General features: G+C 32.4%; 26 protein-coding genes. 2 read left to right on the plus strand and 24 right to left on the minus strand.

The genetic code is table 11. The annotated features are described in order from the left end of the window. Positions 1-150 precede the first annotated feature (150 nt). The 15 genes from murA to ACWJKE_RS11515 all read right to left on the minus strand — a co-directional run bounded on the left by murA (position 151) and on the right by ACWJKE_RS11515 (position 13,742). A complete protein-coding gene (gene murA / locus ACWJKE_RS11445) occupies positions 151-1,416 on the minus strand; it encodes a UDP-N-acetylglucosamine 1-carboxyvinyltransferase (RefSeq protein ID WP_216303348.1) in 1,266 nt (421 codons plus the stop codon). A gap of 26 nt (positions 1,417-1,442) precedes the next feature. Beyond that, positions 1,443-2,162: a YwmB family TATA-box binding protein gene (locus ACWJKE_RS11450; protein ID WP_220286869.1), complete on the minus strand. Its 720-nt coding sequence runs from the start codon at positions 2,160-2,162 to the stop codon at positions 1,443-1,445. 293 nt (positions 2,163-2,455) lie between these two features. Then, positions 2,456-2,854 carry a F0F1 ATP synthase subunit epsilon gene (locus ACWJKE_RS11455; RefSeq protein ID WP_216303350.1) on the minus strand — a complete coding sequence of 133 codons (399 nt, stop codon included), beginning with the start codon at positions 2,852-2,854 and terminating at the stop codon, positions 2,456-2,458. A 45-nt stretch (positions 2,855-2,899) separates the two neighbouring features. Further along, entirely contained in the window at positions 2,900-4,294 is a 1,395-nt protein-coding gene (atpD, locus tag ACWJKE_RS11460; protein WP_216303395.1) for a F0F1 ATP synthase subunit beta, read from the minus strand. A gap of 15 nt (positions 4,295-4,309) precedes the next feature. After that, entirely contained in the window at positions 4,310-5,164 is an 855-nt protein-coding gene (atpG, locus tag ACWJKE_RS11465) for an ATP synthase F1 subunit gamma (RefSeq protein WP_216303351.1), read from the minus strand. 118 nt (positions 5,165-5,282) lie between these two features. After that, positions 5,283-6,800, minus strand: a complete 1,518-nt coding sequence (atpA, locus tag ACWJKE_RS11470; RefSeq protein ID WP_165413066.1) for a F0F1 ATP synthase subunit alpha — start codon at positions 6,798-6,800, stop codon at positions 5,283-5,285. A gap of 16 nt (positions 6,801-6,816) precedes the next feature. Beyond that, entirely contained in the window at positions 6,817-7,350 is a 534-nt protein-coding gene (locus ACWJKE_RS11475) for a F0F1 ATP synthase subunit delta (RefSeq protein ID WP_216303352.1), read from the minus strand. 1 nt (position 7,351) lies between these two features. Continuing rightward, positions 7,352-7,825 carry a F0F1 ATP synthase subunit B gene (locus tag ACWJKE_RS11480; RefSeq protein ID WP_187351425.1) on the minus strand — a complete coding sequence of 158 codons (474 nt, stop codon included), beginning with the start codon at positions 7,823-7,825 and terminating at the stop codon, positions 7,352-7,354. Positions 7,826-7,919: 94 nt separating this feature from the next. Continuing rightward, the gene (atpE, locus tag ACWJKE_RS11485; RefSeq protein WP_165413064.1) at positions 7,920-8,168 is read right to left on the minus strand and encodes an ATP synthase F0 subunit C; all 249 of its coding nucleotides are present in this window, start codon (positions 8,166-8,168) and stop codon (positions 7,920-7,922) included. Between the two features lie 27 nt (positions 8,169-8,195). Then, positions 8,196-8,876 (minus strand): F0F1 ATP synthase subunit A, encoded by a 681-nt coding sequence (locus tag ACWJKE_RS11490; protein WP_165413063.1) that lies wholly within the window; start codon positions 8,874-8,876, stop codon positions 8,196-8,198. A gap of 4 nt (positions 8,877-8,880) precedes the next feature. Further along, positions 8,881-9,255: an ATP synthase subunit I gene (locus tag ACWJKE_RS11495; protein WP_220286868.1), complete on the minus strand. Its 375-nt coding sequence runs from the start codon at positions 9,253-9,255 to the stop codon at positions 8,881-8,883. A 716-nt stretch (positions 9,256-9,971) separates the two neighbouring features. Then, positions 9,972-11,102 (minus strand): non-hydrolyzing UDP-N-acetylglucosamine 2-epimerase, encoded by a 1,131-nt coding sequence (wecB, locus tag ACWJKE_RS11500; protein ID WP_220320218.1) that lies wholly within the window; start codon positions 11,100-11,102, stop codon positions 9,972-9,974. Positions 11,103-11,145: 43 nt separating this feature from the next. After that, entirely contained in the window at positions 11,146-12,174 is a 1,029-nt protein-coding gene (locus ACWJKE_RS11505) for a glycosyltransferase family 4 protein (protein WP_216303355.1), read from the minus strand. A 116-nt stretch (positions 12,175-12,290) separates the two neighbouring features. Further along, complete coding sequence (locus ACWJKE_RS11510; RefSeq protein WP_216303356.1) at positions 12,291-12,779, minus strand: deoxycytidylate deaminase; 489 nt, start codon at positions 12,777-12,779, stop codon at positions 12,291-12,293. Between the two features lie 234 nt (positions 12,780-13,013). After that, positions 13,014-13,742, minus strand: coding sequence for an ATP-binding protein (locus tag ACWJKE_RS11515; protein WP_220286866.1), 729 nt, complete (start codon positions 13,740-13,742; stop codon positions 13,014-13,016). A 189-nt stretch (positions 13,743-13,931) separates the two neighbouring features. On the opposite strand from ACWJKE_RS11515, the gene ACWJKE_RS11520 reads away from it, so the two are divergent. Both ACWJKE_RS11520 and ACWJKE_RS11525 read left to right on the plus strand, forming a co-directional pair. Next, positions 13,932-14,627 (plus strand): Crp/Fnr family transcriptional regulator, encoded by a 696-nt coding sequence (locus ACWJKE_RS11520; protein WP_216303358.1) that lies wholly within the window; start codon positions 13,932-13,934, stop codon positions 14,625-14,627. Positions 14,628-14,830: 203 nt separating this feature from the next. Next, positions 14,831-15,376 (plus strand): NADH peroxidase, encoded by a 546-nt coding sequence (locus ACWJKE_RS11525; protein WP_216303359.1) that lies wholly within the window; start codon positions 14,831-14,833, stop codon positions 15,374-15,376. Between the two features lie 86 nt (positions 15,377-15,462). Here the strand turns inward: ACWJKE_RS11525 and upp are convergent, their stop codons facing one another. The 9 genes from upp to ACWJKE_RS11570 all read right to left on the minus strand — a co-directional run bounded on the left by upp (position 15,463) and on the right by ACWJKE_RS11570 (position 22,960). Beyond that, the gene (gene upp / locus ACWJKE_RS11530) at positions 15,463-16,092 is read right to left on the minus strand and encodes a uracil phosphoribosyltransferase (protein ID WP_165413055.1); all 630 of its coding nucleotides are present in this window, start codon (positions 16,090-16,092) and stop codon (positions 15,463-15,465) included. Between the two features lie 27 nt (positions 16,093-16,119). After that, on the minus strand, positions 16,120-16,569 hold the full coding sequence (rpiB, locus tag ACWJKE_RS11535) for a ribose 5-phosphate isomerase B (RefSeq protein ID WP_216303360.1): 450 nt from the start codon (positions 16,567-16,569) through the stop codon (positions 16,120-16,122). 79 nt (positions 16,570-16,648) lie between these two features. After that, complete coding sequence (locus tag ACWJKE_RS11540; RefSeq protein WP_216303361.1) at positions 16,649-16,846, minus strand: hypothetical protein; 198 nt, start codon at positions 16,844-16,846, stop codon at positions 16,649-16,651. Between the two features lie 54 nt (positions 16,847-16,900). Continuing rightward, on the minus strand, positions 16,901-17,947 hold the full coding sequence (locus ACWJKE_RS11545) for an L-threonylcarbamoyladenylate synthase (RefSeq protein ID WP_216303362.1): 1,047 nt from the start codon (positions 17,945-17,947) through the stop codon (positions 16,901-16,903). Between the two features lie 127 nt (positions 17,948-18,074). Further along, positions 18,075-18,803 (minus strand): ZIP family metal transporter, encoded by a 729-nt coding sequence (locus tag ACWJKE_RS11550; RefSeq protein WP_216303363.1) that lies wholly within the window; start codon positions 18,801-18,803, stop codon positions 18,075-18,077. A gap of 548 nt (positions 18,804-19,351) precedes the next feature. Continuing rightward, positions 19,352-20,428 carry a peptide chain release factor 1 gene (gene prfA, locus ACWJKE_RS11555; RefSeq protein ID WP_216303364.1) on the minus strand — a complete coding sequence of 359 codons (1,077 nt, stop codon included), beginning with the start codon at positions 20,426-20,428 and terminating at the stop codon, positions 19,352-19,354. 130 nt (positions 20,429-20,558) lie between these two features. Beyond that, positions 20,559-21,410, minus strand: coding sequence for a peptide chain release factor N(5)-glutamine methyltransferase (gene prmC / locus ACWJKE_RS11560; protein WP_216303365.1), 852 nt, complete (start codon positions 21,408-21,410; stop codon positions 20,559-20,561). A 54-nt stretch (positions 21,411-21,464) separates the two neighbouring features. Continuing rightward, on the minus strand, positions 21,465-22,373 hold the full coding sequence (locus ACWJKE_RS11565; RefSeq protein WP_462953342.1) for a DUF1385 domain-containing protein: 909 nt from the start codon (positions 22,371-22,373) through the stop codon (positions 21,465-21,467). Between the two features lie 2 nt (positions 22,374-22,375). Then, a complete protein-coding gene (locus tag ACWJKE_RS11570; RefSeq protein ID WP_165413048.1) occupies positions 22,376-22,960 on the minus strand; it encodes a thymidine kinase in 585 nt (194 codons plus the stop codon). Positions 22,961-23,100: the final 140 nt, after the last annotated feature.

Genomic DNA, 23,100 nt, shown 5'->3' on the forward strand with positions numbered 1-23,100 from the left:
CAAAAATAATATACTAGTCATTGTGCTAGTTTATTATTTTTAGGTGCTTATTATAAAATAATTGGAATATAACACTTATATATTCCAACTATCCAAGTTTAAATTATAAGTGAACCGCCATATATTTTTATCGCTTATTGAATTTCCCTGTTATTTATGAGAACTCACTCTTTCTATGTCTGCTCCTAGTCCCTTTAATTTCTCCTCAATAGAAACATAGCCTCTATCAATATGATATATATCATTTATTGTAGTTGTGCCCTCTGCTGTAAGTCCTGCAAGTATTAATGCCGCTCCCGCTCTCAAATCTGTAGCTGTAACTTCTGAACCTGTAAACCTATCTATACCTTCTATTACGGCACTTCTACCATCTATTTTTATATTTGCTCCCATTCTCTTTAATTCTGTGGCATGCATAAATCTATTCTCAAAAATAGTTTCTGTAATTATACTCGTTCCTTTTACTGTACACAGTAAACTCATCATCTGAGCTTGCATATCTGTAGGGAACCCAGGGTATGGCATAGTTTTTATATCTATTGGGCTTAACTTTTTCCTACCATCAACTATTATGCTATTTTTATTAATTTCTATTCCTACTCCCATCTCTGTAAGTTTTGCTATTATTGGTTTTGAATGAATTTCATCAATACCATTAATTTTAAACAAGCTTTTCGTTATTGCAGCAGTTATCATAAATGTACCCGCCTCTATCCTGTCATATATCGGCTTATAAACAACTTCTTTAAAATCTTTAACGCCTAAAATTCTTATAGTGTCTGTTCCTTCTCCATATATTTTTGCTCCCATAGCCCTTAAGAACTTTGCTAGGTCTACAATTTCTGGTTCTTCTGCTGCATTTCCTATTATTGTTTCTCCCTCGGCTAGCGTTGCTGCCATCATTATATTTTCCGTTGCCCCAACTGACGGATAATCTAAATATATATTGCTGCCTATTAGTTTTTTTGCTTTTGCTTCCACATACCCGTGACCTACTGATACTTCTGCACCTAAAGCTGCTAATCCTTTTAAATGAAGATCGATAGGCCTAGTTCCAATATTGCATCCACCCGGCAGAGAAATTTTGAAGTTTCCAAATCTTCCAAGCATAGGACCCATTATTAAAAAAGATGCTCTCATTTTTCTAACTAATTCATCATTAGCTCCATTATTAAATAAATTAGTAGTATTAATTTTCACCATTTTAGTAATTTTATCTATATTAATATCTGCTTTAAGAGATTTTAATACATCACAAATTACAAATACATCTTCAAGCATAGGAGCATTTTCAATGGTACAACTATTACCGTTTAATATTGTTGCTGCAAGTATAGGAAGAACCGAATTTTTAGATGCACTTATATCCACTTCACCTTCTAATTTTTTCCCACCTTTTATAACTAATTTATTCATTTACTTCCTCCATTATATTGTTATTTTTAATAAGTTGTAATTATTTCAGGTGTACCAATGATAATGTATCTTCCAGATGAATAATTACATACAGCATAATTAAAATCGATTGACTTTTTATTGATTACCAGCTCATCGTATTTTTTAGTATATGCTATAGTACTTAGTCCATTATTTATACTCACAGTCTCAATATTGTAAGTCCCATGGGATTTCAAAACTTTTATTATCCTATTATTAACACCATAAATGTCTTCATTTTTAACACTTGAACTACTCTCTCCCATTTTCGCCTTTAGGTATTGAAAGTATTTGATGTTTTTGCCTCTATAGCCAATACTAGTGCTAACTTTATTTTTAAGAGATACTAGTCCATTTTCGTTACCTATCTTACTTATGTTTATCGTTATATCATTCTCATTTTTGTATTTTAATGCTTCTATATATCCTTCAACATTTTCACCAGAAAACTCTATACAATAAGAATTCTCATTTTCGGAAATGTTTAATTTTATTTTTCTGTTATTAAGTTCTAAAGACTTAACTAAATAGTCACAAAATTGTTTTGGTTCTTCTCCAGTTTTAAAGCATGTTTTCAATCCATACTCCACAGTTTTGCTTTTAGTTTGGAGTAATATTTCATCGAATAAATTAACTACCTCCTGTGCATTTGAGATTTTAACATTAATTTGTAAAATAATTAGACTTAATACTATACACAAAAGTGCGATACTTTTTCTTTTCATTTTAATCCCCCTACCCTTCAATTAAATTCTTGACCATAATTTATTTTTTTATTCTATAAATAATGGTTTTTTAATATTCATGTTATTAATAAAATCATCCCCCAGCACAAGTGTGAAGAGGGCTATTTGATTCATTATATAGGTAGGGTTATTTTAAAAATTGATATTTAGTATATATCCATTCTTTATATTATTAATATATAAAATTTTAGTGGAAATGTGCTAAAAAAAATCAAATGCCATTTTTTATCAAAAAAAAATGAAGATATATTAATATCCTCATTTTATAATCTCTATCCTTTTGTCTTGATTCTTTCAAGCGCTCTTAAAATAGCATTCTCTGTTCTTATAAAACCAATTCCATGCTTATGTCTCAATCTTTCTTCTGCTCTTTCTTTAGCCTGCCTTGCTCTTTCAACATCTATATTCTCTGGCCATTCACAGGCACTACATAACATTTCTACCTCACCTTGAATCACTCTTAAAACTCCCGTTGATGTAAAAGCTTTTAACTTTTTACCACTTACATCTGTAAATGTTGTCACCGTAGGTTTTAATGGAGATATCATAGGAACATGATTGGCAAAAATACCAAATCTGCCATCATCACTCTCCGTGTTCAAACTCAGTATTTCACCACTATAAAACTCCTTTTCCGGAGTAAGTATAGTAAGCTTTATATGATTTTCCATATAAATACACTTCCATTTCTATGCACATATTCTTAAAATACTTTATTAACCAGCCATAGTTTTCGCTTTTTCTACTGCCTCTTCTATAGATCCAACAAACATAAATGCCGCTTCAGGTAAGTCATCATGCTTTCCTTCAATGATTTCTTTAAATCCTCTTACCGTTTCTTTTACTGGTACAAATTTACCTTTCATTCCTGTAAATTGCTCCGCTACAGTAAATGGTTGAGATAAAAACCTTTGAACCTTTCGCGCTCTTAATACTACCATCTTATCCTCTTCAGATAATTCATCTATCCCTAATATTGCAATAATATCTTGAAGTTCTTTATATCTTTCAAGGATACGTCTAACTTTTATTGTAACATCATAGTGTTCCCTACCAACTATTCTAGGATCAAGCATTGTTGAAGTAGATTCTAGTGGGTCTACCGCTGGATAAATGCCCAATTCAACTATCCCTCTAGAAAGCACTGTAGTAGCATCAAGATGACTGAATGTAGTAGCTGGTGCAGGATCAGTTAAATCGTCTGCCGGTACATATACAGCCTGAACAGATGTAATAGATCCTTGTTTTGTAGATGTAATTCTCTCTTGTAATTGTCCCATTTCCGTAGCAAGTGTTGGTTGGTACCCGACCGCACTTGGTATTCTGCCAAGTAGCGCAGACACCTCTGAACCTGCTTGTGTAAATCTAAATATATTATCTATGAATAAAAGTACATCTTGACCATGATCTCTAAAATATTCTGACATGGTAAGCCCTGTTAACGCAACTCTCATTCTAGCTCCAGGTGGTTCATTCATCTGTCCAAAAACTAAAGCCGTTTTAGATATAACTCCTGACTCTTTCATTTCATTATAAAGATCATTACCTTCCCTAGTCCTCTCACCAACTCCGGTAAATACTGAAAGTCCATTATGTTCTTTTGCAATATTATTCATAAGTTCTTGAATAAGAACCGTTTTACCAACTCCTGCCCCACCAAAAAGACCAATTTTACCACCTTTTTGATATGGCGCTATTAAGTCTATTACCTTAATACCTGTTTCAAACATTTCTGGCTCAACAGACTGTTCTGCAAATGTTGGGGCTAACCTGTGAATAGGCATATATTTATCTACTTTAACTTCTCCCATTTCATCCATAGGCTTTCCAAGAACATTAAACAGCCTTCCTAGTACTACATTCCCAACTGGAACTGATATTGGACTACCTGTATCAACTGCCTCAAGACCGCGGCTTAATCCCTCTGTGCCTTCCATAGCTATTGCTCTTATAATATCATCACCAATATGCTGTTCAACCTCGGCTACAACCACTCTATCATTCATCTGAATTTCAATACTGTTGTAAATATTGGGAAGACTATCTGAGTCAAACTTTATATCTATAACAGGCCCTATTATTTGAACTACTTTTCCTATATGTCCTGGCATTGTTTTCACTCCCTTTTACCTTTGAGCTTCCGCTCCTCCAACTATTTCTGAAATCTCTTGTGTAATTGCACTTTGTCTAATCCTATTATAACTTAAATTAAGTTTATCAAGTATATCATTGGCGTTGTTAGTAGCCGATCCCATAGACTCCATTCTAGCTCTGTGCTCACTTGCTTTTGAATGCAGCATAGAATTCAGCATTTTACCACTTAAAAATAATGAGGTAATCTCATATATTGCGTTTTCATCTATTGCCTCAATATCTACATACTCTTTACTGCCATTCTCTTCATTATCAGAACCTAGAGGAAGTAACTTTTCAATTATAACTTCATTTTTCAATGCCGAAATTAGCTTTTTATAAACAATGTAAACTTCACCAACATCTCCGCTACTATACATACCAAGTGCACGATTACTAATAGTAGAAGCTTCCTTTTGAGTAGGCACATCTAAAATTTCAACGTATTCAGCCACAGTTTCAATATTAATTTTTTTAAGTAAAGCTCTACCTTTTTGACCTACAATTATTACATTGTAATCTTCTTTATTGCTTTTTATGCTATTAGTTAGTCCATTAACTACTGACCAATTAAATCCACCACAAAGACCTGTATCTGATGTCAATACAACATACAATTTTTTGCTGTTATTGTTTCCTCGTGTATAGATACTATCATCTTCATAATTATCTTTAACCTGTTTAACAATTTCCTCAAGCCTATATAGATAATTATTGTTAACATCCACCTTATTTCTTATTTTTTTATATTTAGATGTGGCAACTAATCCCATGGCTCTGGTAATTTTTGTAGTATTTGTTATGGATTTTATTCTTCGCTTAATTGCAATAAGCCCCATACCTGCCATGTTTCACCTCTCTTTAGTCTTGATAATATATTATCAAGACAAATTAATTATCACCTAAAGGCGCTATTAATATCATCACCTTTAGGTGCTACACTAACGACTCGCCTCTAAAATGTCGTTAATATTTTTCAACTAAGAACATTTTTTTAAATTCATCTATAGCTTCAATAAGTTGTTGTTTTATTTTATCATCTAGTACCTTATTATCCATTATTGCTTTACCTACTTCTCTATGATGTGTGTCCATATACTCCAAAAACTCACTCTCGAATCTCGTTACTTGATGTACCGGAATATCCATAAGATGGTTATTTGTCCCAGCAAAGAAGATCATAACTTGTTTCTCTACTGACACTGGCATATATTGATCTTGCTTTAATATTTCAATTAATCTTTTCCCTTTTTCTAGTCTCATTTTTGCATCTTTATCAAGATCCGTACCAAATTGAGCAAAAGCTGCAAGCTCCCTATACTGAGCAAGTTCTAACCTTAAAGTTCCAGTAACTTGCTTCATGGCTTTTATTTGAGCATTTCCACCAACTCTTGATACAGATATTCCAGCATTAACTGCCGGTCTTTGCCCTGAATGAAACAATTCAGCTTCAAGAAATATTTGCCCATCCGTTATGGAAATAACGTTAGTTGGTATATATGACGTAACATCGCCTGCAAGAGTCTCTATTATAGGAAGGGCAGTTAATGAACCCCCACCTAATTTTTCTGAAAGCTTTGCTGCTCTTTCGAGTAGTCTTGAATGAATATAAAATATATCTCCTGGATAAGCTTCCCTACCTGGCGGTCTACGAAGTAATAGAGACATAGCTCTATATGCCACCGCATGTTTAGATAAATCATCATATACTATTAACACATTCTTACCATTATGCATAAAGTATTCTCCCATACTACATCCAGCATAGGGTGCCAAATACTGCAATGGTGCCGAATGAGAAGCTGTAGCCGCTACAACTATTGTATAATCTAGTGCTCCCATTTCAGATAGGGTATTAACAATATGTGCAACAGTAGATTGCTTTTGACCAATAGCTACATATATACATATAACATCTTTGCCCTTTTGATTTAAAATAGTATCTATAGTTAAAGCTGTTTTACCTGTTTGCCTATCTCCAATTATAAGTTCTCTTTGACCTCTTCCAATTGGTACCATAGAGTCTATTGCTTTTATTCCAGTTTGAAGTGGTTCTTTAACTGATTGTCTTTCAATAACTTCAGGCGCTTCGACTTCTACTGCTCTTGTCTCCGTAGTCTTAACTGGGCCTTTACCGTCTATTGGTACACCTAGAGCATCTACAACTCTTCCTATTAAAGCCTCACCTACAGGAACTTCTACTACTCTACCAGTTCTTTTTACTATGTCCCCTTCTTTGATGCCCTCTTCTGGTCCTAAAAGTACACATCCTACATTATCCTGTTCTAAATTTAGTGCCATACCAAATATTCCATTAGGAAACTCTAAAAGTTCATTTTCCATGCATTCATCTAACCCATATACTCTGGCAATTCCATCACCTATTTGAATTATTGTTCCTGAGTCAACAGTGTCAATCGTCTTTTCATATCTTTCAATTTCTTTCTTTATTATGGATGTTATTTCTTCTGGTTTTATATTCATAAACTCACCTCCATTCCTATTTAAACATTAATTTTTTCATTTCCTCTAATTTACTTTTTATCGTGCCATCAATAACGTCATCGCCAACCCTTATATACACTCCGCCTATAACGCTTTTATCTAATCTTTCATCAAATATGATTTTTTTATCATACATTTTGTATAATTTCATGCGCAAGTTTTCTCTTTCGGTTTCCTTGAGAGGTATTACTGTTTTAACCACCACCATTAAAGTGTTATTACGCTCTAAGTGGATTTTTTCCATCTGCTTAAGTTTTTCTGCTGTAAACAATATTCTGTCTTTTTCTATAAGAATAAGTAAAAAAGATAAAAGATCTTCATCAATTTTGCCCTTAAAAATCCTAATAAACATCTTCTTTTTTGCAGAAGTACTTATTTGTGGGTATTTAATAACTTTTAGGAACTCAGAGTCATTCTTCATAAGTGAAACTATTTCTCGCAAGTCATTTAAGTATTCTTCAACTTTCCCTTTTTCCTCGGCAACTGTATATAGTGCAAGTGCATATCTTTTATCTAAGTATTCATACATTTTAGCTACCTACCTTAAAAATAAAATCCTCAATCAGTCTTCTGTGCTCTTCTTCACCTATATGCTGTCCAAGAGCTTTTTCAGATAATACTAAAGATAAATCTATGACTTGCTTTTTAATTTCACTTTGCGCCTTTTCTCGCTCTCTATCTATTTCGACTCTTGATCTTTCAATAATAAGCAAAGCTTCTTTTTTTGCATCTTTAATTAATTCTCCAGATATCTTTTCTGCTTTTTGTTTGTATTTTTCAACTATTTCCTTACCCTCTTTTTTTGCTAAGTTTAATTTTTCACCATTTTCTATTTTCAATCTCTTAGCTTCTTCTTTATCATTCCTCGCTTGTTCAAAAGAAGAGTTTAATTCTTGTTTTCTTGTGTCTAAAATCCTATTTACTGGTGTAAATAAATAACGTTTAGCAATAAAAAGTAGTATAAGGAAATTTATCATTGCAGCTATAATATTACCTAAGTCCATCCCTATCTCCATATATATAAAATCTCGGTTTATAAATTTCTTTTACCATTACGAAACCGAAACTTTCACCTACCTTCCCTTTACCTATTTCTTTTTAACCTTTTACACCGAATAAAATTAATAATAACGCTATTAAGAAACCATAGATAGCTGTTGCCTCCGATAGTGCACCACCTATAACTAACACTCTTGTTATTTTATCACTAGCTTCTGGTTGTTTTGCAATACCCTCCACAGCCTTCGCTGTAGCATTTCCTGTTCCTATACCACCACCTATAACCCCAAGTGCTGCTATTCCAGCTCCTATTGCTGACATTCCTGCGACAAATCCTGTTGAAACCATAAAATATTCCTCCTATTCATTTTTATTTTACTCTTCTGAAGTTATTACAATATTAATCATTGTTAACATTACAAAAATAATCATTTGGATAGTACCATCAAATAAATCAAAATACATGTGTAACGGTATCGGTATTCCGAGTTGCGCCACCCAAGTAACGCTATTCAATGCACTATAAACTAATTCCATAATTATAGTTGCCGCAAACATATTTCCAAATAATCTTAGACTTAAAGATACCGGCAACATAATTCTCTCCATTATATTTACTGGAAGTAATAAAGGTAATGGTTTTGCATAGCCAGTAAAATACTGTATAACACCGGATTTCTTAATTGTATAACCCTGTATCACTATAAATGTAATTAAACTCATTCCCAAAGTTACACTATAGTCTGTAGTAGGTGGTTTTATTCCAAGTATACCTACTAAATTCATTGATAAAAGATAAATTCCTAATGTACCAATAAATGGAACAAAAGCCTTAAAATTTTTACCCATGGTCTCTTCTATTGTTTTTTGAACAAATTCTACAAAAATTTCAACTACACTCTGTTTTTTGTCTGGTATTTTTTTTAGATTTCTATTAATAAATGCTATTAGTAATATCAATACCAAAACTATTACCCACTGTGTTATTAAACTAGCTGTAATTTGAAAATTATATCCAAACAAATTCACACTAGGTAGTTGTGCGATCGTTGCCACTTACTCACTTCCCTTCACACTCTTTAATATTAATTCCGTAAAGTACTAGAGAAATCAATTGTGAACTATACCCCAATATAAACGCAATTATAGCAAAATTAGAATAATTAAAAACCATCAAGCCTGTTACGCATACTATAATCACCCTAAATACAAAGCCAAATAAAGTAACAACTCCATATTTGTTTTTTACTTTGCATAATATAAAATTAACAGATATTAAATTAAATAACAAATTAATACTTGCCAATATTAAACCTAATAAAAAAAACACTGCGTATTCCTTATTAATAAAATAAATTACTACAGTCCCAATAAGTGCTATAAAAAAGTTAAAAAAATTAATTTTTTTATACATCTGTGCTGATTTAACATTCACTTTTTTCTTCCTCTCATCATTCGCTAATATTTTTATATTATAGTCTACTAATTTTCATAAACAAAGCCTAGTATTTCTTAATTTTCAAAGCTATATAGCGCTATAAGTCGATTTTATATTAATAATCTTATGTTTCTTCTGTATATCTCTGTTTTAAGATATTTTAAGGCTTAAAGAATAATACATACTTGTTTTATTCAATTAATCTATTTCTTTCAATGTGCTCAATGTACTAAATGTTCGTAATATTCTCACTATTCTTCTCAATATTAGTGGCTTTATTAACTTTTAATAACTTTAAAATATAGATTCTGTTCAGTTAAACATTTACAAAAAATCTATTAATAGATATATCTTCTATTAATTTTTTTTAATTTTTAAAACAATTGCAATATATATATTCTTTTAATTCAAAAATTTTATGCTATTTTACGTATTTCACCTTATAATTATCATCTAACGGTAAAAATATACATTGTATTTAGATATTTTAGTAGGTATAAGCTTTTAAATACCGTATATTATAATAAACGATATATTTAAGTCTACTTCGTTGTTATACATGCATTTGATTTTTTTCACTTCGTAAACTGTTATTTTAAACTTATTCACTTGTAAAAACCGCAAAAAAATAAGTCTAAGAATTTAATTTCTGCCTCCTTAGACTTAGTTTAAAAATTATTTATTAGTACCTTAATTGCATTTCCCATATACCTTTATGTTTTATCTTTATCAAAGTAATTCACTAGTTCATCTACTATTTTAGCAGAAGCATTTCCATCTCCATAAGGATTAATTGAATTACTCATGTGATTATACTCATCTGCATTTCTAAGAAGATTATTAGCATGCAATACAATTTTATCTATATCTGTCCCAACTAGCCTTACAGTGCCAGCATGCTGCGCTTCTACTCTCTCCGTAACTTGCCTAAGAACTAAAACTGGTTTACCTAAATGAGGAGCTTCTTCCTGAATTCCTCCTGAATCGGTCATTACTAGATAACATTTTTTTATTAAATTATGAATTTCTTTTGTATCTATAGGCTGAAGTAAATGTATCCTACTTACGCCTTTTAAAATGCTGTAAACCGTATCTTTCACTACTGGATTAGGATGAACTAGATATAATACTTCGACATTTCGATTTTCTTCAACAACAATTCTCAAAGCATTACATATATTTTCAATTCCAATTCCCCAATTTTCTCTTCTGTGAGCCGTAACCATTATGACTTTTCTGTTTTCATAATCAATTTCATTTAGCTCACAATTTTCAAAAATATACTTCTCTTTAATTGTAAACTTCATAGCATCAATAACTGTATTTCCCGTAACAAAAATAGTACTTCCCTCTATTCCCTCTCTTAATAGGTTTTCTTTAGAGGTCGTTGTAGGTGCAAAATGCAAATCTGCTAAAGCGCCAGTTAACTTCCTATTAATTTCTTCTGGGTAAGGAAAAAATTTATTATGACTTCTTAGCCCTGCTTCTACATGACCAACAGGTATTTTTCTATAAAAAGCTGCCAGAGACGCTGCAAATGTTGTTGTTGTATCTCCATGTACAAGTACTATATCCGGTTGTTCTTTTTCAAAAATCTCCTCTAAACCTTGAAGAACAGAACATGTTATCCCCGTTAAGCTTTGTTTCGCTTTCATTATGTTTAAATCATACTGAGGTACAATATCAAAAATTTCCAAGACTTGATCTAATATTTCTCTGTGCTGCGCTGTGACACATACCGTGCATTGTATTTGAGAATTTTTTTCTAATTCCTTAATAAGAGGTGCCATTTTTATAGCCTCAGGTCTTGTACCAAATATTACTATAACCTTAATATTTTCCACCAGATACCTCCTAATTTTAATTTATAACCACATGTTAACTAAATTACTCTTTTTGCTGAAAAATTCCATATTTCCAAGCCACTAAAACTATTATAACCATTACTGATGCTAACAAAAAATATGCCCTTTGATTACTAATTTGCATAGCTATAATGGCAATCCCACCTAAAACAGCGCTTATAAAATACATGATAATAACTGCTTGTTTTTGGCTGAGTCCCATATCCAAAAGCCTATGGTGCAAATGGCCTTTATCTGCTTGCATCATAGATTTCCCATTAACTTTCCTTCTAATCATAGCGAAAAGAGTATCATAAATAGGTAATCCAAAAGCTAAAATTGGTACTGCAATAACAAAAGATGTTGCAGATTTAATAGCCCCTTCAATTGAAATAGCTGCCAGAAGAAACCCTAGTAATTGAGATCCCGTATCCCCCATAAATATAGAAGCTGGATTGAAATTGTATGGTATAAATCCTAAAACAGCACCACTTAAGACAGCAGTCAAAAATGCTGCTTCGAGTCTTCCATTAAGCAAAGAAACTATCATTAAGGTAACAGAAGATATAAATGCTATACCTGCTGCTAAACCGTCTAATCCATCTATTAGATTAAAAGCATTAGTCACACCTACAATCCATATTATTGTTACCGGGATGTAAACCCATCCTATACTTAGATAAGGGTAAAATTCTCTAAAAGGGTTAGTTACAGTTGATATCCTTATACCTGATACTAAAAGGCATATGGCCGCTATAACCTGTATTAAAACCTTATATTTAGGACTTAAATCTTTAATATCATCTATAATGCCCCCAATAACAATAATAGTTGCTCCAATAATTATACCTATTTGGGAAGTTGTTAGGATGCCATTATATAAAATTATTCCTATAACAAAGGCTATGTATATAGCGAGCCCTCCCATAACTGGAATAGGCTTATTATGAACTCGCCTTTCATCTTTAGGAATATCTATGGCATTCACCTTTATTGCTAATTTCTTAACTAAAGGGGTAATTATAAAAGAAATTAAAGCTGTAATTATTGCTAAAATATACCTATTACTCATAAAAAACCTTTCTTTCACAAAAATATTGTTTCTATTTGATAAATATAGATTAAATCATCTCCTGCGGAGCTGAAATGTCGTTAAAGTTTATGAAACCAATTTACAGAATTTCATAATTAATATCCACCATCACCTTGAATTGAATCATCATTTTCTATCCATTCCTCTACATATACAATTTTATATTGCGTTTTGTTATCTCTAATTATTACCTTCTCTATACCCGAATTAATTATAAACCTCTTGCACAAAGAACATGGAGACGCATTTATAACTAATTCACCGCTATTAACCTCTTTCCCAACTAAATACAAAGTCGACCCTAACATATCATTTCTCCGGGCTGATATAATTGCATTTTGCTCAGCATGTACTGATCTACAAAGTTCATACCTTGTCCCTCTTGGGACTTTTAATTCTTCTCTTCTACAGACCCCTAAATCACAACAATTCGCTCTTCCTCTAGGCGCTCCTGAATATCCAGTAGACATAATTTCATCATTTTTCACTATTATAGCTGCAAAATTTCTACGTAAACAAGTACCTCGTTCAGATATTGTTTCGCATATATCCAAATAATAATTATGCTTATCAATTCTTTCCATAATTATACCTCATATAAACATATTTTAATTATGTAGATTAAAAATTAAAAACTAAATTTATAATCTAATAATCAATCACTGTTATTTTACACTAAAACAACGATGATTTAAAGTGTTTAATGAACTATATATGCTAACTTACTATAAAGCACGTCAAGAGAAACATATATTATATGCCTCCTTGACGTGCTCAAGTATAGAAAGGGGGTGGGTTCGCAGCCCTCTATATCAATACTAAATTATTACTCCGTTTATACCAATAGTTACCTCTTTGTATGGAACTATTATTCCAGCTCGAAGCATAGCTTCCTTTACAGAATTAACAATACCCGCGCAACAAGGTACCTCCATTCTAACTACCGTAATGCTTTTAATATTATTATTTTCTAATATCTCTGAAATTTTTTGTCTGTAATAATCATTATCATCGAGCTTTGGGCATCCTATTAACGTTACTCTTTCTTTAATAAATTCCTTATGAAAACCCCCATAAGCATACGCCGTGCAATCTGCAGCAATTAATATATCTGCACCCTTTAAAAATCCTGCCTTTGAATTAACTAGCTTTAACTGTACTGGCCATTGGTTTAATTCTGACTCTAGTGGCGAAGCATCGTAACTGCTTATTTTAGTTGCAGCTAGTTTAATATTCAAATTCACATTTCTTTTTATGGATTTTTCCATTGTACCAGGACATCCACAGGGTAAATTTGGTTTAGCATCATTTTGTTTCTTTTTTATTTCAACGGCCTGTACGTCATACTCTACAGCATCTCTTTGTATTATTTTAATAGCATCTGTTGGGCACCCTGGCAGACAATCTCCCAGACCATCACAATATTCATCGCTTATTAATTTAGCCTTACCGCTAACGAGCTCTATGGCTCCTTCATGACAAGCATTTATGCATAATCCGCAACCATTACATTTATTTTCATCTATACTAATAATATTCCTTTTCATATTTTAACTCCTCCATTTTTTATATATTCACATTGATGCCCATTCAAATAAATAACAATTCGTATACTATTTTATTTATCTTCATGTACCTAATTAATTTTTTAATTGACTGTATATGTTAATTATATTAAAATTACTTATACTAATATGTAACTTACGTTACCAAAATAAAAATTTGAGGGTGATTTGATGGATAAACTGGTAAATCATTTAAAACAGTGTATTTTATTTAAAGGTTTAACTTGTGACGAATTGCAAAATTTAATTACAAGTATAAATTATTCAATTTCCAATAACTGCAAAAATTGTACTGAATGCCAAACCTGCATTGTTGCTCTTGAGGGTGAAATCTGTGAATCTCTAGGCATTGTAATTGAAGGTAAACTAGAAGTACAAAAACATTATGCTAGTGGAAAAGTTGTTACCCTTGCAAAATTAGATAAAGGAAAAATTTTTGGAGAAGCAATCGCTTTTTCAGAGACAAATATATACCCAGCTACTATAGTATCTTATAAAGGTTCAATTATACTTTATATTTCAAAAAAAGATATTATAGCTATGTGTAGCTCCTACCCTAAAGTACTAAACAACTTCATGCAATTATTATCAAGTAAAATTCTTTTATTAAATAAAAAGATTAAAGAACTCTCTTTTGAAACCCTAAGGCAAAAAATATCTAATTACTTACTTTCTCAATATGAAATTCAAAAAAACTTAGCACTCCTACTTCCTATTTCTAGAAAAAGCCTTGCTGATCATCTAGGTGTACAGAGACCATCTCTTTCAAGAGAGCTCGTGAATATGAGAGCTGATGGCTTAATAGATTTCAACAAGAATTTAATTCAAATAAAAGATTTAGCTGGCATAGAAAATATATTAAATTAGCAACTTGTCGAATATGCTCGAACTTTTTCCACTAAAAGATATTAAATTTTACTTGATAATTATTATCCGTTAGTGTATAGTAGTAATTGTAGCAAAGATAAACACATATTTTTTATTTATTTAGTAAATTATATAACTAATATACGAGGGGATACAATTTATAATTGTTATCTTACTCAAAAGAATACGAGGGGGAAATTAATATGAAGAAATTTGTTTGTACAGTATGTGGATATATTCACGAGGGAGACTCCGCACCTAGCGTTTGTCCAGTTTGTGGTGCAAAAAGCGATAAATTTATAGAGAAAACTGAAAATGATATGTCATGGGCAGATGAACATGTCATTGGAGTTGCTAAAGGCGTAGATGCAGAAATTATAGAAGGATTAAGAGCTAACTTTGTTGGAGAATGTACTGAAGTTGGTATGTATTTAGCAATGAGCCGTCAAGCTGATAGAGAAGGCTTCCCAGAAGTCGCAGAAGCTTATAAGAGAATAGCTTTTGAAGAGGCTGAACATGCTTCAAAATTCGCTGAAATGCTTGGAGAAGTTGTAACCGCAGACACTAAGAAAAACCTTGAAATGAGAGTTGATGCTGAACACGGAGCTTGTCAAGGTAAAAAAGATTTAGCTACTTTAGCTAAAAAACTTAACTATGATGCAATTCATGATACAGTACATGAAATGTGCAAAGATGAAGCACGTCACGGCTGCGCATTTAAGGGATTACTTAATAGATATTTTCAATAAAATTCAATTAAGTAAAAAAAAGCAACTTACAGATAATTTTCTGTAAGTTGCTTTTTAAGTTTTCATATATAAATTATAATATTTAACTATTTAGTTCCGAATAATCTATCTCCAGCATCACCAAGACCCGGTACAATATATCCTTTTTCATTTAATTTTTCATCAATTGAGGCTACATATATATCTACATCTGGGTGTGCCTCCGTAATAGCCTTAATTCCCTCAGGTGAAGCTATAAGACACATAATTCTTATATTTTTTGCTCCTCTTTTCTTAAGAGCTGAAATTGCATCTATCGCAGAACCTCCTGTAGCAATCATAGGATCCGTAACAATTACATCTCTTTCACTAATGTCCTGAGGCAATTTACAGAAGTACTCAACTGGTTGCAACGTTTCCTCATTCCTATACATTCCTATATGTCCAACCTTAGCTGCCGGTATAAGATTTAGCATACCATCAACCATTCCTAAACCTGCTCTTAATATAGGTACTATAGCCATTTTCTTTCCAGCCAAAACTTTGCATTTAGTAATACAAATAGGAGTTTCAATTTCTACTTCTTCTAATTGTATATCACGGGTAACTTCATAAGCCATAAGCATTGCGACCTCTGAAACTAACTCTCTAAAATACTTTGAACCTGTGTTTTTATCTCTTATGTATGCCAATTTGTGTTGTATAAGTGGATGTGTGATTTGCGTTACTTTACTCATATGTAATTCCTCCTGCTTTTTTAATGTTTATTTAGAGTATTTTTCCTCAATTTTATTTATTTTATCAATTCTTTTTTGATGTCTGTCCCCTTGAAATTTTGCAGCGATAAAAGTATCTACAATATCTAGGGCTAACCCGGTGCCAATAACTCGCTCGCCAAGCGCTAGTATGTTAGCATTATTATGCTCGCGCGTTGCATGAGCGCTAAAAGTGTCGCTGCATAGTGCAGCTCTTATCCCAGGTACTTTATTGGCAGCAATACTTATTCCAATCCCTGTACCGCATATTAGTATACCAAGTTCAAAATTTTTAACTGCTATTTCCTGTGCAACTTTTAGAGCATAATCTGGATAATCACAAGACTCCTCAGTATAAGTACCAAAGTCCGCTATCTGGATGTTTTTACTCTCCAGATGTTTAATAATCTCTTTTTTCAAACTTAAACCACCATGGTCACTACCTAATGCTATTTTCATTATGAAACACCTCCAAGAAATATTTTATTATCTAAAGATATTATGTTACAAAAAAAGAAGATATCGGTATTTAAATAAACTATTTAAATACTATTATCTTCTTTATCTTATCCAATAATAAGAATACATTATTCTTTAATCCACTAAATTCTTTCGAATATACTAAGACATCTTTAACATATGGGTCTATAATATTTATAGTATATATTTTACTATAAATAGCTTCTAGCATATAGTTTCTTCGCATTTTTTCATTACAAATATACGATATACCCATAGTTATCCTCCTCATATTCATCTGGAATAGATATCAACTATAAATTGTTATCTACTATACTTCAATCATATCAAAGCCTGCAGATTTCTTAAGCCTATTCATTATAGCAACACCTATACCCTTTTCCTCAAACGCTTCTGATAATATTAAATCTACATCGGTATCATCAAAACTTCTTAAAACTTCAAAAAGATTTTTGCCCACGCTATCTAAGTGCTTTCTGCTACCTAAGGAAATAACAGTGCCGCAACAATATTTAGCTTTAGTTTCATCTGTCGCTATAATCCCTATTTTTTTATTGCCCATATTATTCTGCACTATTTCATTGATTTTTGCAACAGTTTTTTCTAAATCTCCACATATAATTTTAACTGGAGATTTTGGTGCATAATGCCTATACTTCATACCAGGTGCTTTAGGTTTAAAATCGTCCTTTGGTTTAGACATTATATTTTTATCAATATATATTTTCTCATCTATCTCTCTTAACATCTCAATGGTTATAGCCCCCGGCCTTAGTATACATATAGGGGTACAAGTACAATCAACTATTGTTGACTCAAGGCCTACTTTACTTTTATCTCCCCCTAGAATATACTCTATCTTTCCATTTAAATCTTCTATACAACTTTCTACATCAGTTGGACTGGGTCTACCAGATATATTAGCTGATGGGGCTGCAATAGGTGTTCCAGCTGCCTCAATAAGTTTTCTTGCAATGAGGTTCGCTGGCATACGTATACCTACAGTATTGAGTCCCGCACTTGTAGTTATAGGTATCAAATCAGACTTATTAAAAATAAGCGTTATTGGTCCAGGCCAGTATCTATTCATAATTTCTTTGGCTATATAGGGTATTTCTTTAACTAAATACTCTATATTAAAATCTGCCACATGCACAATAAGGGGGTTATCCTGTGGTCTTCCCTTAGCCTTAAAAATTTTTTCTACAGCAATCTTATCTAAGGCATTCGCACCAAGACCATAAACTGTTTCCGTAGGAAAAACAACTAATCCGCCTTCAGCTATAACGAGCCCAGCCTCATTAATTATATTTTGTTCAATATTATTTTCATCTATTATTGTTATCTTCGTTTTCATCCTTACACCTCTTAATTAAATCATCATCTGCGGTGCTGCACATCTTCGAAGAAGATGCATTGACGACTTGAGAAGGAGATTTATACCCTCACTTATAGAAGTGGGAGACTTTCCTTCTGAAATGTCGTTAAAGCACATTAGTCACTATTAACCCAACTATTATCCCCAAAAGTATTCCCAATGTGTTTGTGATTCCTGACCAAAGCTTTTTAGACTGTGGAATCATCTCTCCGTAAATCACATATAACATAACACCTGACGCAAATGCTAGAGCACCACCTAATATATTTACAGATATGCTGCCAATATAAATTCCTATCCAAGCGCCAATTGCAGTAGGCAAGGCTGTTAAAAATGCGTAAAATAATATTTTTCTGCTTTTTGTCCCCGAAAGCATTAGAGGTGCTGCCACAGCCAAGCCTTCCGGCACATCATGTATTGCAATTATAACGCTCATTTTAAGTCCTAAGTTCTCTCCGTTAACAAACCCAAATCCCATTATTAGACCTTCTGGAAAATTATGAATCATTATTCCAATGGCAACCATAAAAGCCACCTTTGTATATTGAGAATTTGCATTGCCACTTAAATTGCTGATTTTGTCTATTGTTACAACAACAATAATTCCTAGGATTAAAAATAATAAGGTTCCTAGCAATCCTGTTTTTTCTGTAGCTTCTGGAATAAGTTCAAAAACTACAATAGAAAGCATAAGTCCTGATGAAAATCCTATAATATTTCCTAAGAACTTTTGTGAAGGTTTGTTTATAATAACACCTAAAAACGCCCCTGTCATAGTACCAATCAAAGCTATTACTCCTGAAAATATGATTATCAAAACAATACTACTATTCAAATTTATACCCCCACTTTTATAGAATTATAATCATATATGCTACAATTCCATATGAGAATAAAGTATAGAAGCGTTTAGCTTTATGCTTATTTCCCTATACACTAATTTTATTTGTGTCAGTGGGGGTTTATGCCGCAATCTTTAATTTTTTCTATATCATCATCAGAAAAGACTGCTTGAACACAAGGTCTATATAAGTTATCTAGTAAAATATATTTCTTAAATCCACCTTTATTAATTATAAAATAGAAATAAGTTTCCTCTAAATTTTGAATTTTAATTTGTTATGAAGTACTACAAACGTAATCATCAGCTCGATGCAAACTAAATATATTATAAAAAAATATATTTATAATCTTTGATCTATTAATATATTTGGCGATAAAACAAAAATAAAGCACATTGATAGCATAAACATTTGTAAGTCCTCTTTTGCTTTCTAATGGCTTTATTTATATTCATAATTTCACCTTTCACTTATAATAATTAGAGTCCTTATAAAACACAAATCAATATGCTAGTCTATTTTCATGTGCCTACACTAAATTCTAATCATTATTACCCATGGATTTCATCTTTTCTGCTTGATCAGCAGTTATCAAGGTATTTAGCATTTCATCTATATCTCCATCAAGAAAAGATTCTAATCTATACAATGTTAACCCTATTCTATGATCTGTTACCCTTCCTTGAGGATAGTTGTAAGTTCTTATTCTCTCACTTCTATCTCCCGTACCTACTTGACTCCTTCTATCTTCAGCTATTCCTGCCGATCTTTCAGCCTCAGCTTTATCAAACAATCTAGATTTTAATATTTTTAGTGCTTTTTCTTTATTCTTTAACTGAGACTTCTCATCCTGACAAGAAACTACAAGTCCTGTAGGGATATGTGTCATTCTTACTGCTGAATCTGTTGTATTAACACACTGTCCGCCATTACCAGATGCTCTAAACACATCTATCCTTAAATCGTTAGCACTAACTTCAATGTCTACATCTTCAACCTCTGGCAGCACTGCTACAGTAGCCGTAGACGTATGAATTCTTCCGCTCGACTCTGTATCTGGAACCCTTTGAACCCTGTGTACTCCACTTTCGTATTTAAATTTACTATATGTAGATTCACCTTTTATCATAAATACCACTTCTTTGAATCCGCCAATATCAGTTTCATTAGCACTCATTACTTCAACTTTCCATCTATTACGCTCTGCATATCTTGTATACATTCTGAATAGATTTGCTGCAAACAATGCTGCTTCATCTCCACCTGCTCCTGCCCTAATTTCAACAAATACATTTTTATCATCATTTGGATCCTTAGGCAAAAGTAAAATTCTTAATTCTTCCTGCATAGTTTCTTTAGTTTGAGTTAAGTCCTTCATCTCTTCTTGAATCATATCTTTCATTTCTTTATCTGATTCTTCTCTAAGCATTTCTTTGTTTGATTCTAAATCCTGCTTAGCTTTTTTATATATTCTATATTTTGTAACGAGTATTTCCAATTCTGCATGTTCTTTGCATAACTTTTGCCATTCCTTTTGATTAGCTATAACCAACGGGTCGCAAATTTTAATTGAAATCTCATCGTATTTATTTTCTGTAAAATCAAGCCTACCCAACATATTTATCACTCCGTATATATATTTTCACATCATATTATTTTATCACAATTAGATTCAAAATACAAATTGCATCTAGCTAATACACCTTCGTCGAAGCTGTGTATCTCCGCAGGAGATGATTTAACATTTATTACACTAAAATGGCTTTAATGACCCTATCATTCCCAGCCAAATCTTTAATACATTCTATTTTCTTAAATCCTGATTTTAAAAGAATATTGCTAACTTCTTCTCTTTGATCATATCCTATTTCAAAAGCTAAGAGCCCTCCCTTTTTCAAAACCTGTAAACTCTCTTCTGTAATCCTCCTGTAAAAATCTAAACCATCTCTTCCACCACTAAGGGCTATATACGGTTCATATTCCTTTACATCATCCATTAAAGTTGGTATAACATCTTCTCTTATATAAGGTGGATTGGAAACTACCACTTCAAATTTCTTGTTTTGTTCAATAGGAGCTTTCAATAAGTCACTATTCTCCACGTTAACTCTAATAGCCAAGTCAAATCTTTCTATATTCAATTTTGCCACAGTTAAAGCGTCATCAGCTATATCATACAGCGTTACCTTCGTACTTTTAATGAATTCAGCTATGGCTATGCCAATAGCTCCACTTCCACTACAAACATCACACACTTCAGTATAAGCTTTTTCATTTATATGCCTAATTACTTCTTCAACTAAAATTTCAGTGTCAGGCCTCGGTATCAAAACTCCTGGCCTTACTATAAAATCCATTCCCATAAATTCGCATTCACCAAGAATGTATTTTATAGGCATTTTACTTTTTCTAATCTGAATTAACCGCGAAAATTCATTTTCCTGCTTTTGATTAAGATTAAAATCTCTATTAAGCATTATGAACAATTTATCCTTATTTAAAACCTTAGCAAGTAAGAGTTGTGAATCCAACAAATAACTTTCAATCTGAACTTTTTTTAAAATTTCATACGATTCTAGAAGTATTTCTCCTATATTCATTTCCTACCACCTTCATTTATGATTACCACGGGATGAATATATTTGTTTTTTATATTAGACACATTCAATACCCTCAGCTACTTTAAGCGCCTTTATTGCCACTTCTATCTGAGACAAATCCGGTTCCCTCGTAGTTAGGTTCTGCAATTTCAGTCCTGGATAAGAAAGGATTTTAGCTAGGGTGCCTGTGCTTTTTCCCATCCATTTAATAATTTCATAGCTTCCACCCGAAATCAAAGGAAGAAGTACTATTCTATACATTATTCTTTCCCAGATTGAATTCCAACCAGTTAAAGAAAACATTATTATACTAACTATCATAACTAAAAACAAAAAATTCGTACCACATCTTGGATGCAGTCTTCCAAACTTAGCTGCATTCTCTGGAGTTAATTCAACATTGTTTTCATAACAAAATATAGTTTTATGTTCTGCGCCATGGTATTGATATACCCTCTTGATATCTTCCATTTTTCCTATTAAATATACGTATATTAAAAATATTAAAACTCTAATAATTCCTTCTACAATATTCATACCCATTGTGCTTGCGCCCACCTTACTAAAAAAACTAGCTACAAGAGTTGGTAAAATAAAAAATAACCCTATAGATATAATCAATGAAATGACGAGAGATATCCCCACAATTACATCATTGCTTTTTTCCTTGAATACTTTTTTTATCCATTTATCTAATTTTGAAGGTTCTTCCTCTTCTTCAAAAAAAGAAGCTGAATAATTTAAAGTTTTTACACCTATAACTAAAGACTCAATTAAAGAAACAAACCCTCTTATTATTGGAAGCCCTAAAATTTTATTTTTTTTAGTGTAAGCTGTGTATCCTTTTTTCTCCACTACAATTTCCCCTTGCTCAGTTCTCACCGCGGTGGCAATTCCCGCGCTTCCTCTCATCATAACCCCTTCAATTACTGCCTGACCTCCGACATTTATGTTTTTAGCCATAGTTACACCCCTTCTTTTGGGACAATGTGACACTTTCTACATCGCGCTTCATAGGATTCCGTAGCTCCAATTAAGACAATGGGATCTTCATATTTAGCCGGTTTCCCATTAATTAAACGTTGAGTTCTAGTAGCCGGATTGCCACACACTACACAAATCGCCTGAATTTTGTCAACAAATTCCGCCACAGCCAGAAGTGTAGGTATCGGTCCGAAAGGTATCCCTCTAAAATCCATATCTAAACCCGCGCATATAACCCTTTTATTGCTATCAGCTAAGGTAGTGATTACATCAATTATACCTTTATCAAAAAACTGTACCTCATCTATAGCAATAACTTGTGTATCCGCATCTAAGAGCTGCAACATCTGTGCGCTATCCTTAACCGGAACTGCATCTACCTTAGTTCCGGAGTGAGACACCACGTCTCCCCTGCTGTATCTATTGTCAATTTCAGGTTTAAAAACCTGCACTTTCTGTCTTGCAATTTTAATTCTTCTTATCCTACGTATAAGCTCCTCAGACTTCCCGCTGTACATAGGCCCTATAATAACTTCCACCCAGCCATGATTTTTTGGTCCGTACATATTTTTCCCTCCAATTTGTTAATCCATGTTTTAAAAGCATAGCTTTAAGTATGCCTTATAATTTTATGGCAAATCTTACACATGTTTTTTTACTTTAATATATTTTTATTCTTATTGACTTAATTATTAATTATATGATA

Source organism: Clostridium sp. CM036, assembly GCF_055081135.1.

Coding starts and splice junctions, on each gene's coding strand:
- ACWJKE_RS11475 (WP_216303352.1), bottom strand. CDS start 7,350: ATGTATGAATACTTAGATAAAAGATATGCACTTGCACTATATACAGTT.
- upp (WP_165413055.1), bottom strand. CDS start 16,092: ATGAGTAAAGTAACGCAAATCACACATCCACTTATACAACACAAATTG.
- ACWJKE_RS11545 (WP_216303362.1), bottom strand. CDS start 17,947: ATGAAAACGAAGATAACAATAATAGATGAAAATAATATTGAACAAAAT.
- atpA (WP_165413066.1), bottom strand. CDS start 6,800: ATGAATATAAAACCAGAAGAAATAACATCCATAATAAAGAAAGAAATT.
- ACWJKE_RS11525 (WP_216303359.1), top strand. CDS start 14,831: ATGAAGAAATTTGTTTGTACAGTATGTGGATATATTCACGAGGGAGAC.
- ACWJKE_RS11505 (WP_216303355.1), bottom strand. CDS start 12,174: ATGAGTAATAGGTATATTTTAGCAATAATTACAGCTTTAATTTCTTTT.
- ACWJKE_RS11520 (WP_216303358.1), top strand. CDS start 13,932: ATGGATAAACTGGTAAATCATTTAAAACAGTGTATTTTATTTAAAGGT.
- ACWJKE_RS11515 (WP_220286866.1), bottom strand. CDS start 13,742: ATGAAAAGGAATATTATTAGTATAGATGAAAATAAATGTAATGGTTGC.
- ACWJKE_RS11565 (WP_462953342.1), bottom strand. CDS start 22,373: ATGGCTAAAAACATAAATGTCGGAGGTCAGGCAGTAATTGAAGGGGTT.
- ACWJKE_RS11510 (WP_216303356.1), bottom strand. CDS start 12,779: ATGGAAAGAATTGATAAGCATAATTATTATTTGGATATATGCGAAACA.
- prmC (WP_216303365.1), bottom strand. CDS start 21,410: ATGAATATAGGAGAAATACTTCTAGAATCGTATGAAATTTTAAAAAAA.
- ACWJKE_RS11480 (WP_187351425.1), bottom strand. CDS start 7,825: ATGGACTTAGGTAATATTATAGCTGCAATGATAAATTTCCTTATACTA.
- ACWJKE_RS11450 (WP_220286869.1), bottom strand. CDS start 2,162: ATGAAAAGAAAAAGTATCGCACTTTTGTGTATAGTATTAAGTCTAATT.
- rpiB (WP_216303360.1), bottom strand. CDS start 16,569: ATGAAAATAGCATTAGGTAGTGACCATGGTGGTTTAAGTTTGAAAAAA.
- prfA (WP_216303364.1), bottom strand. CDS start 20,428: ATGTTGGGTAGGCTTGATTTTACAGAAAATAAATACGATGAGATTTCA.
- murA (WP_216303348.1), bottom strand. CDS start 1,416: ATGAATAAATTAGTTATAAAAGGTGGGAAAAAATTAGAAGGTGAAGTG.
- atpE (WP_165413064.1), bottom strand. CDS start 8,168: ATGGTTTCAACAGGATTTGTCGCAGGAATGTCAGCAATAGGAGCTGGA.
- ACWJKE_RS11455 (WP_216303350.1), bottom strand. CDS start 2,854: ATGGAAAATCATATAAAGCTTACTATACTTACTCCGGAAAAGGAGTTT.
- atpD (WP_216303395.1), bottom strand. CDS start 4,294: ATGCCAGGACATATAGGAAAAGTAGTTCAAATAATAGGGCCTGTTATA.
- ACWJKE_RS11570 (WP_165413048.1), bottom strand. CDS start 22,960: ATGTACGGACCAAAAAATCATGGCTGGGTGGAAGTTATTATAGGGCCT.
- atpG (WP_216303351.1), bottom strand. CDS start 5,164: ATGGCAGGTATGGGGCTTATTGCAATTAAGCGAAGAATAAAATCCATA.
- ACWJKE_RS11540 (WP_216303361.1), bottom strand. CDS start 16,846: ATGGGTATATCGTATATTTGTAATGAAAAAATGCGAAGAAACTATATG.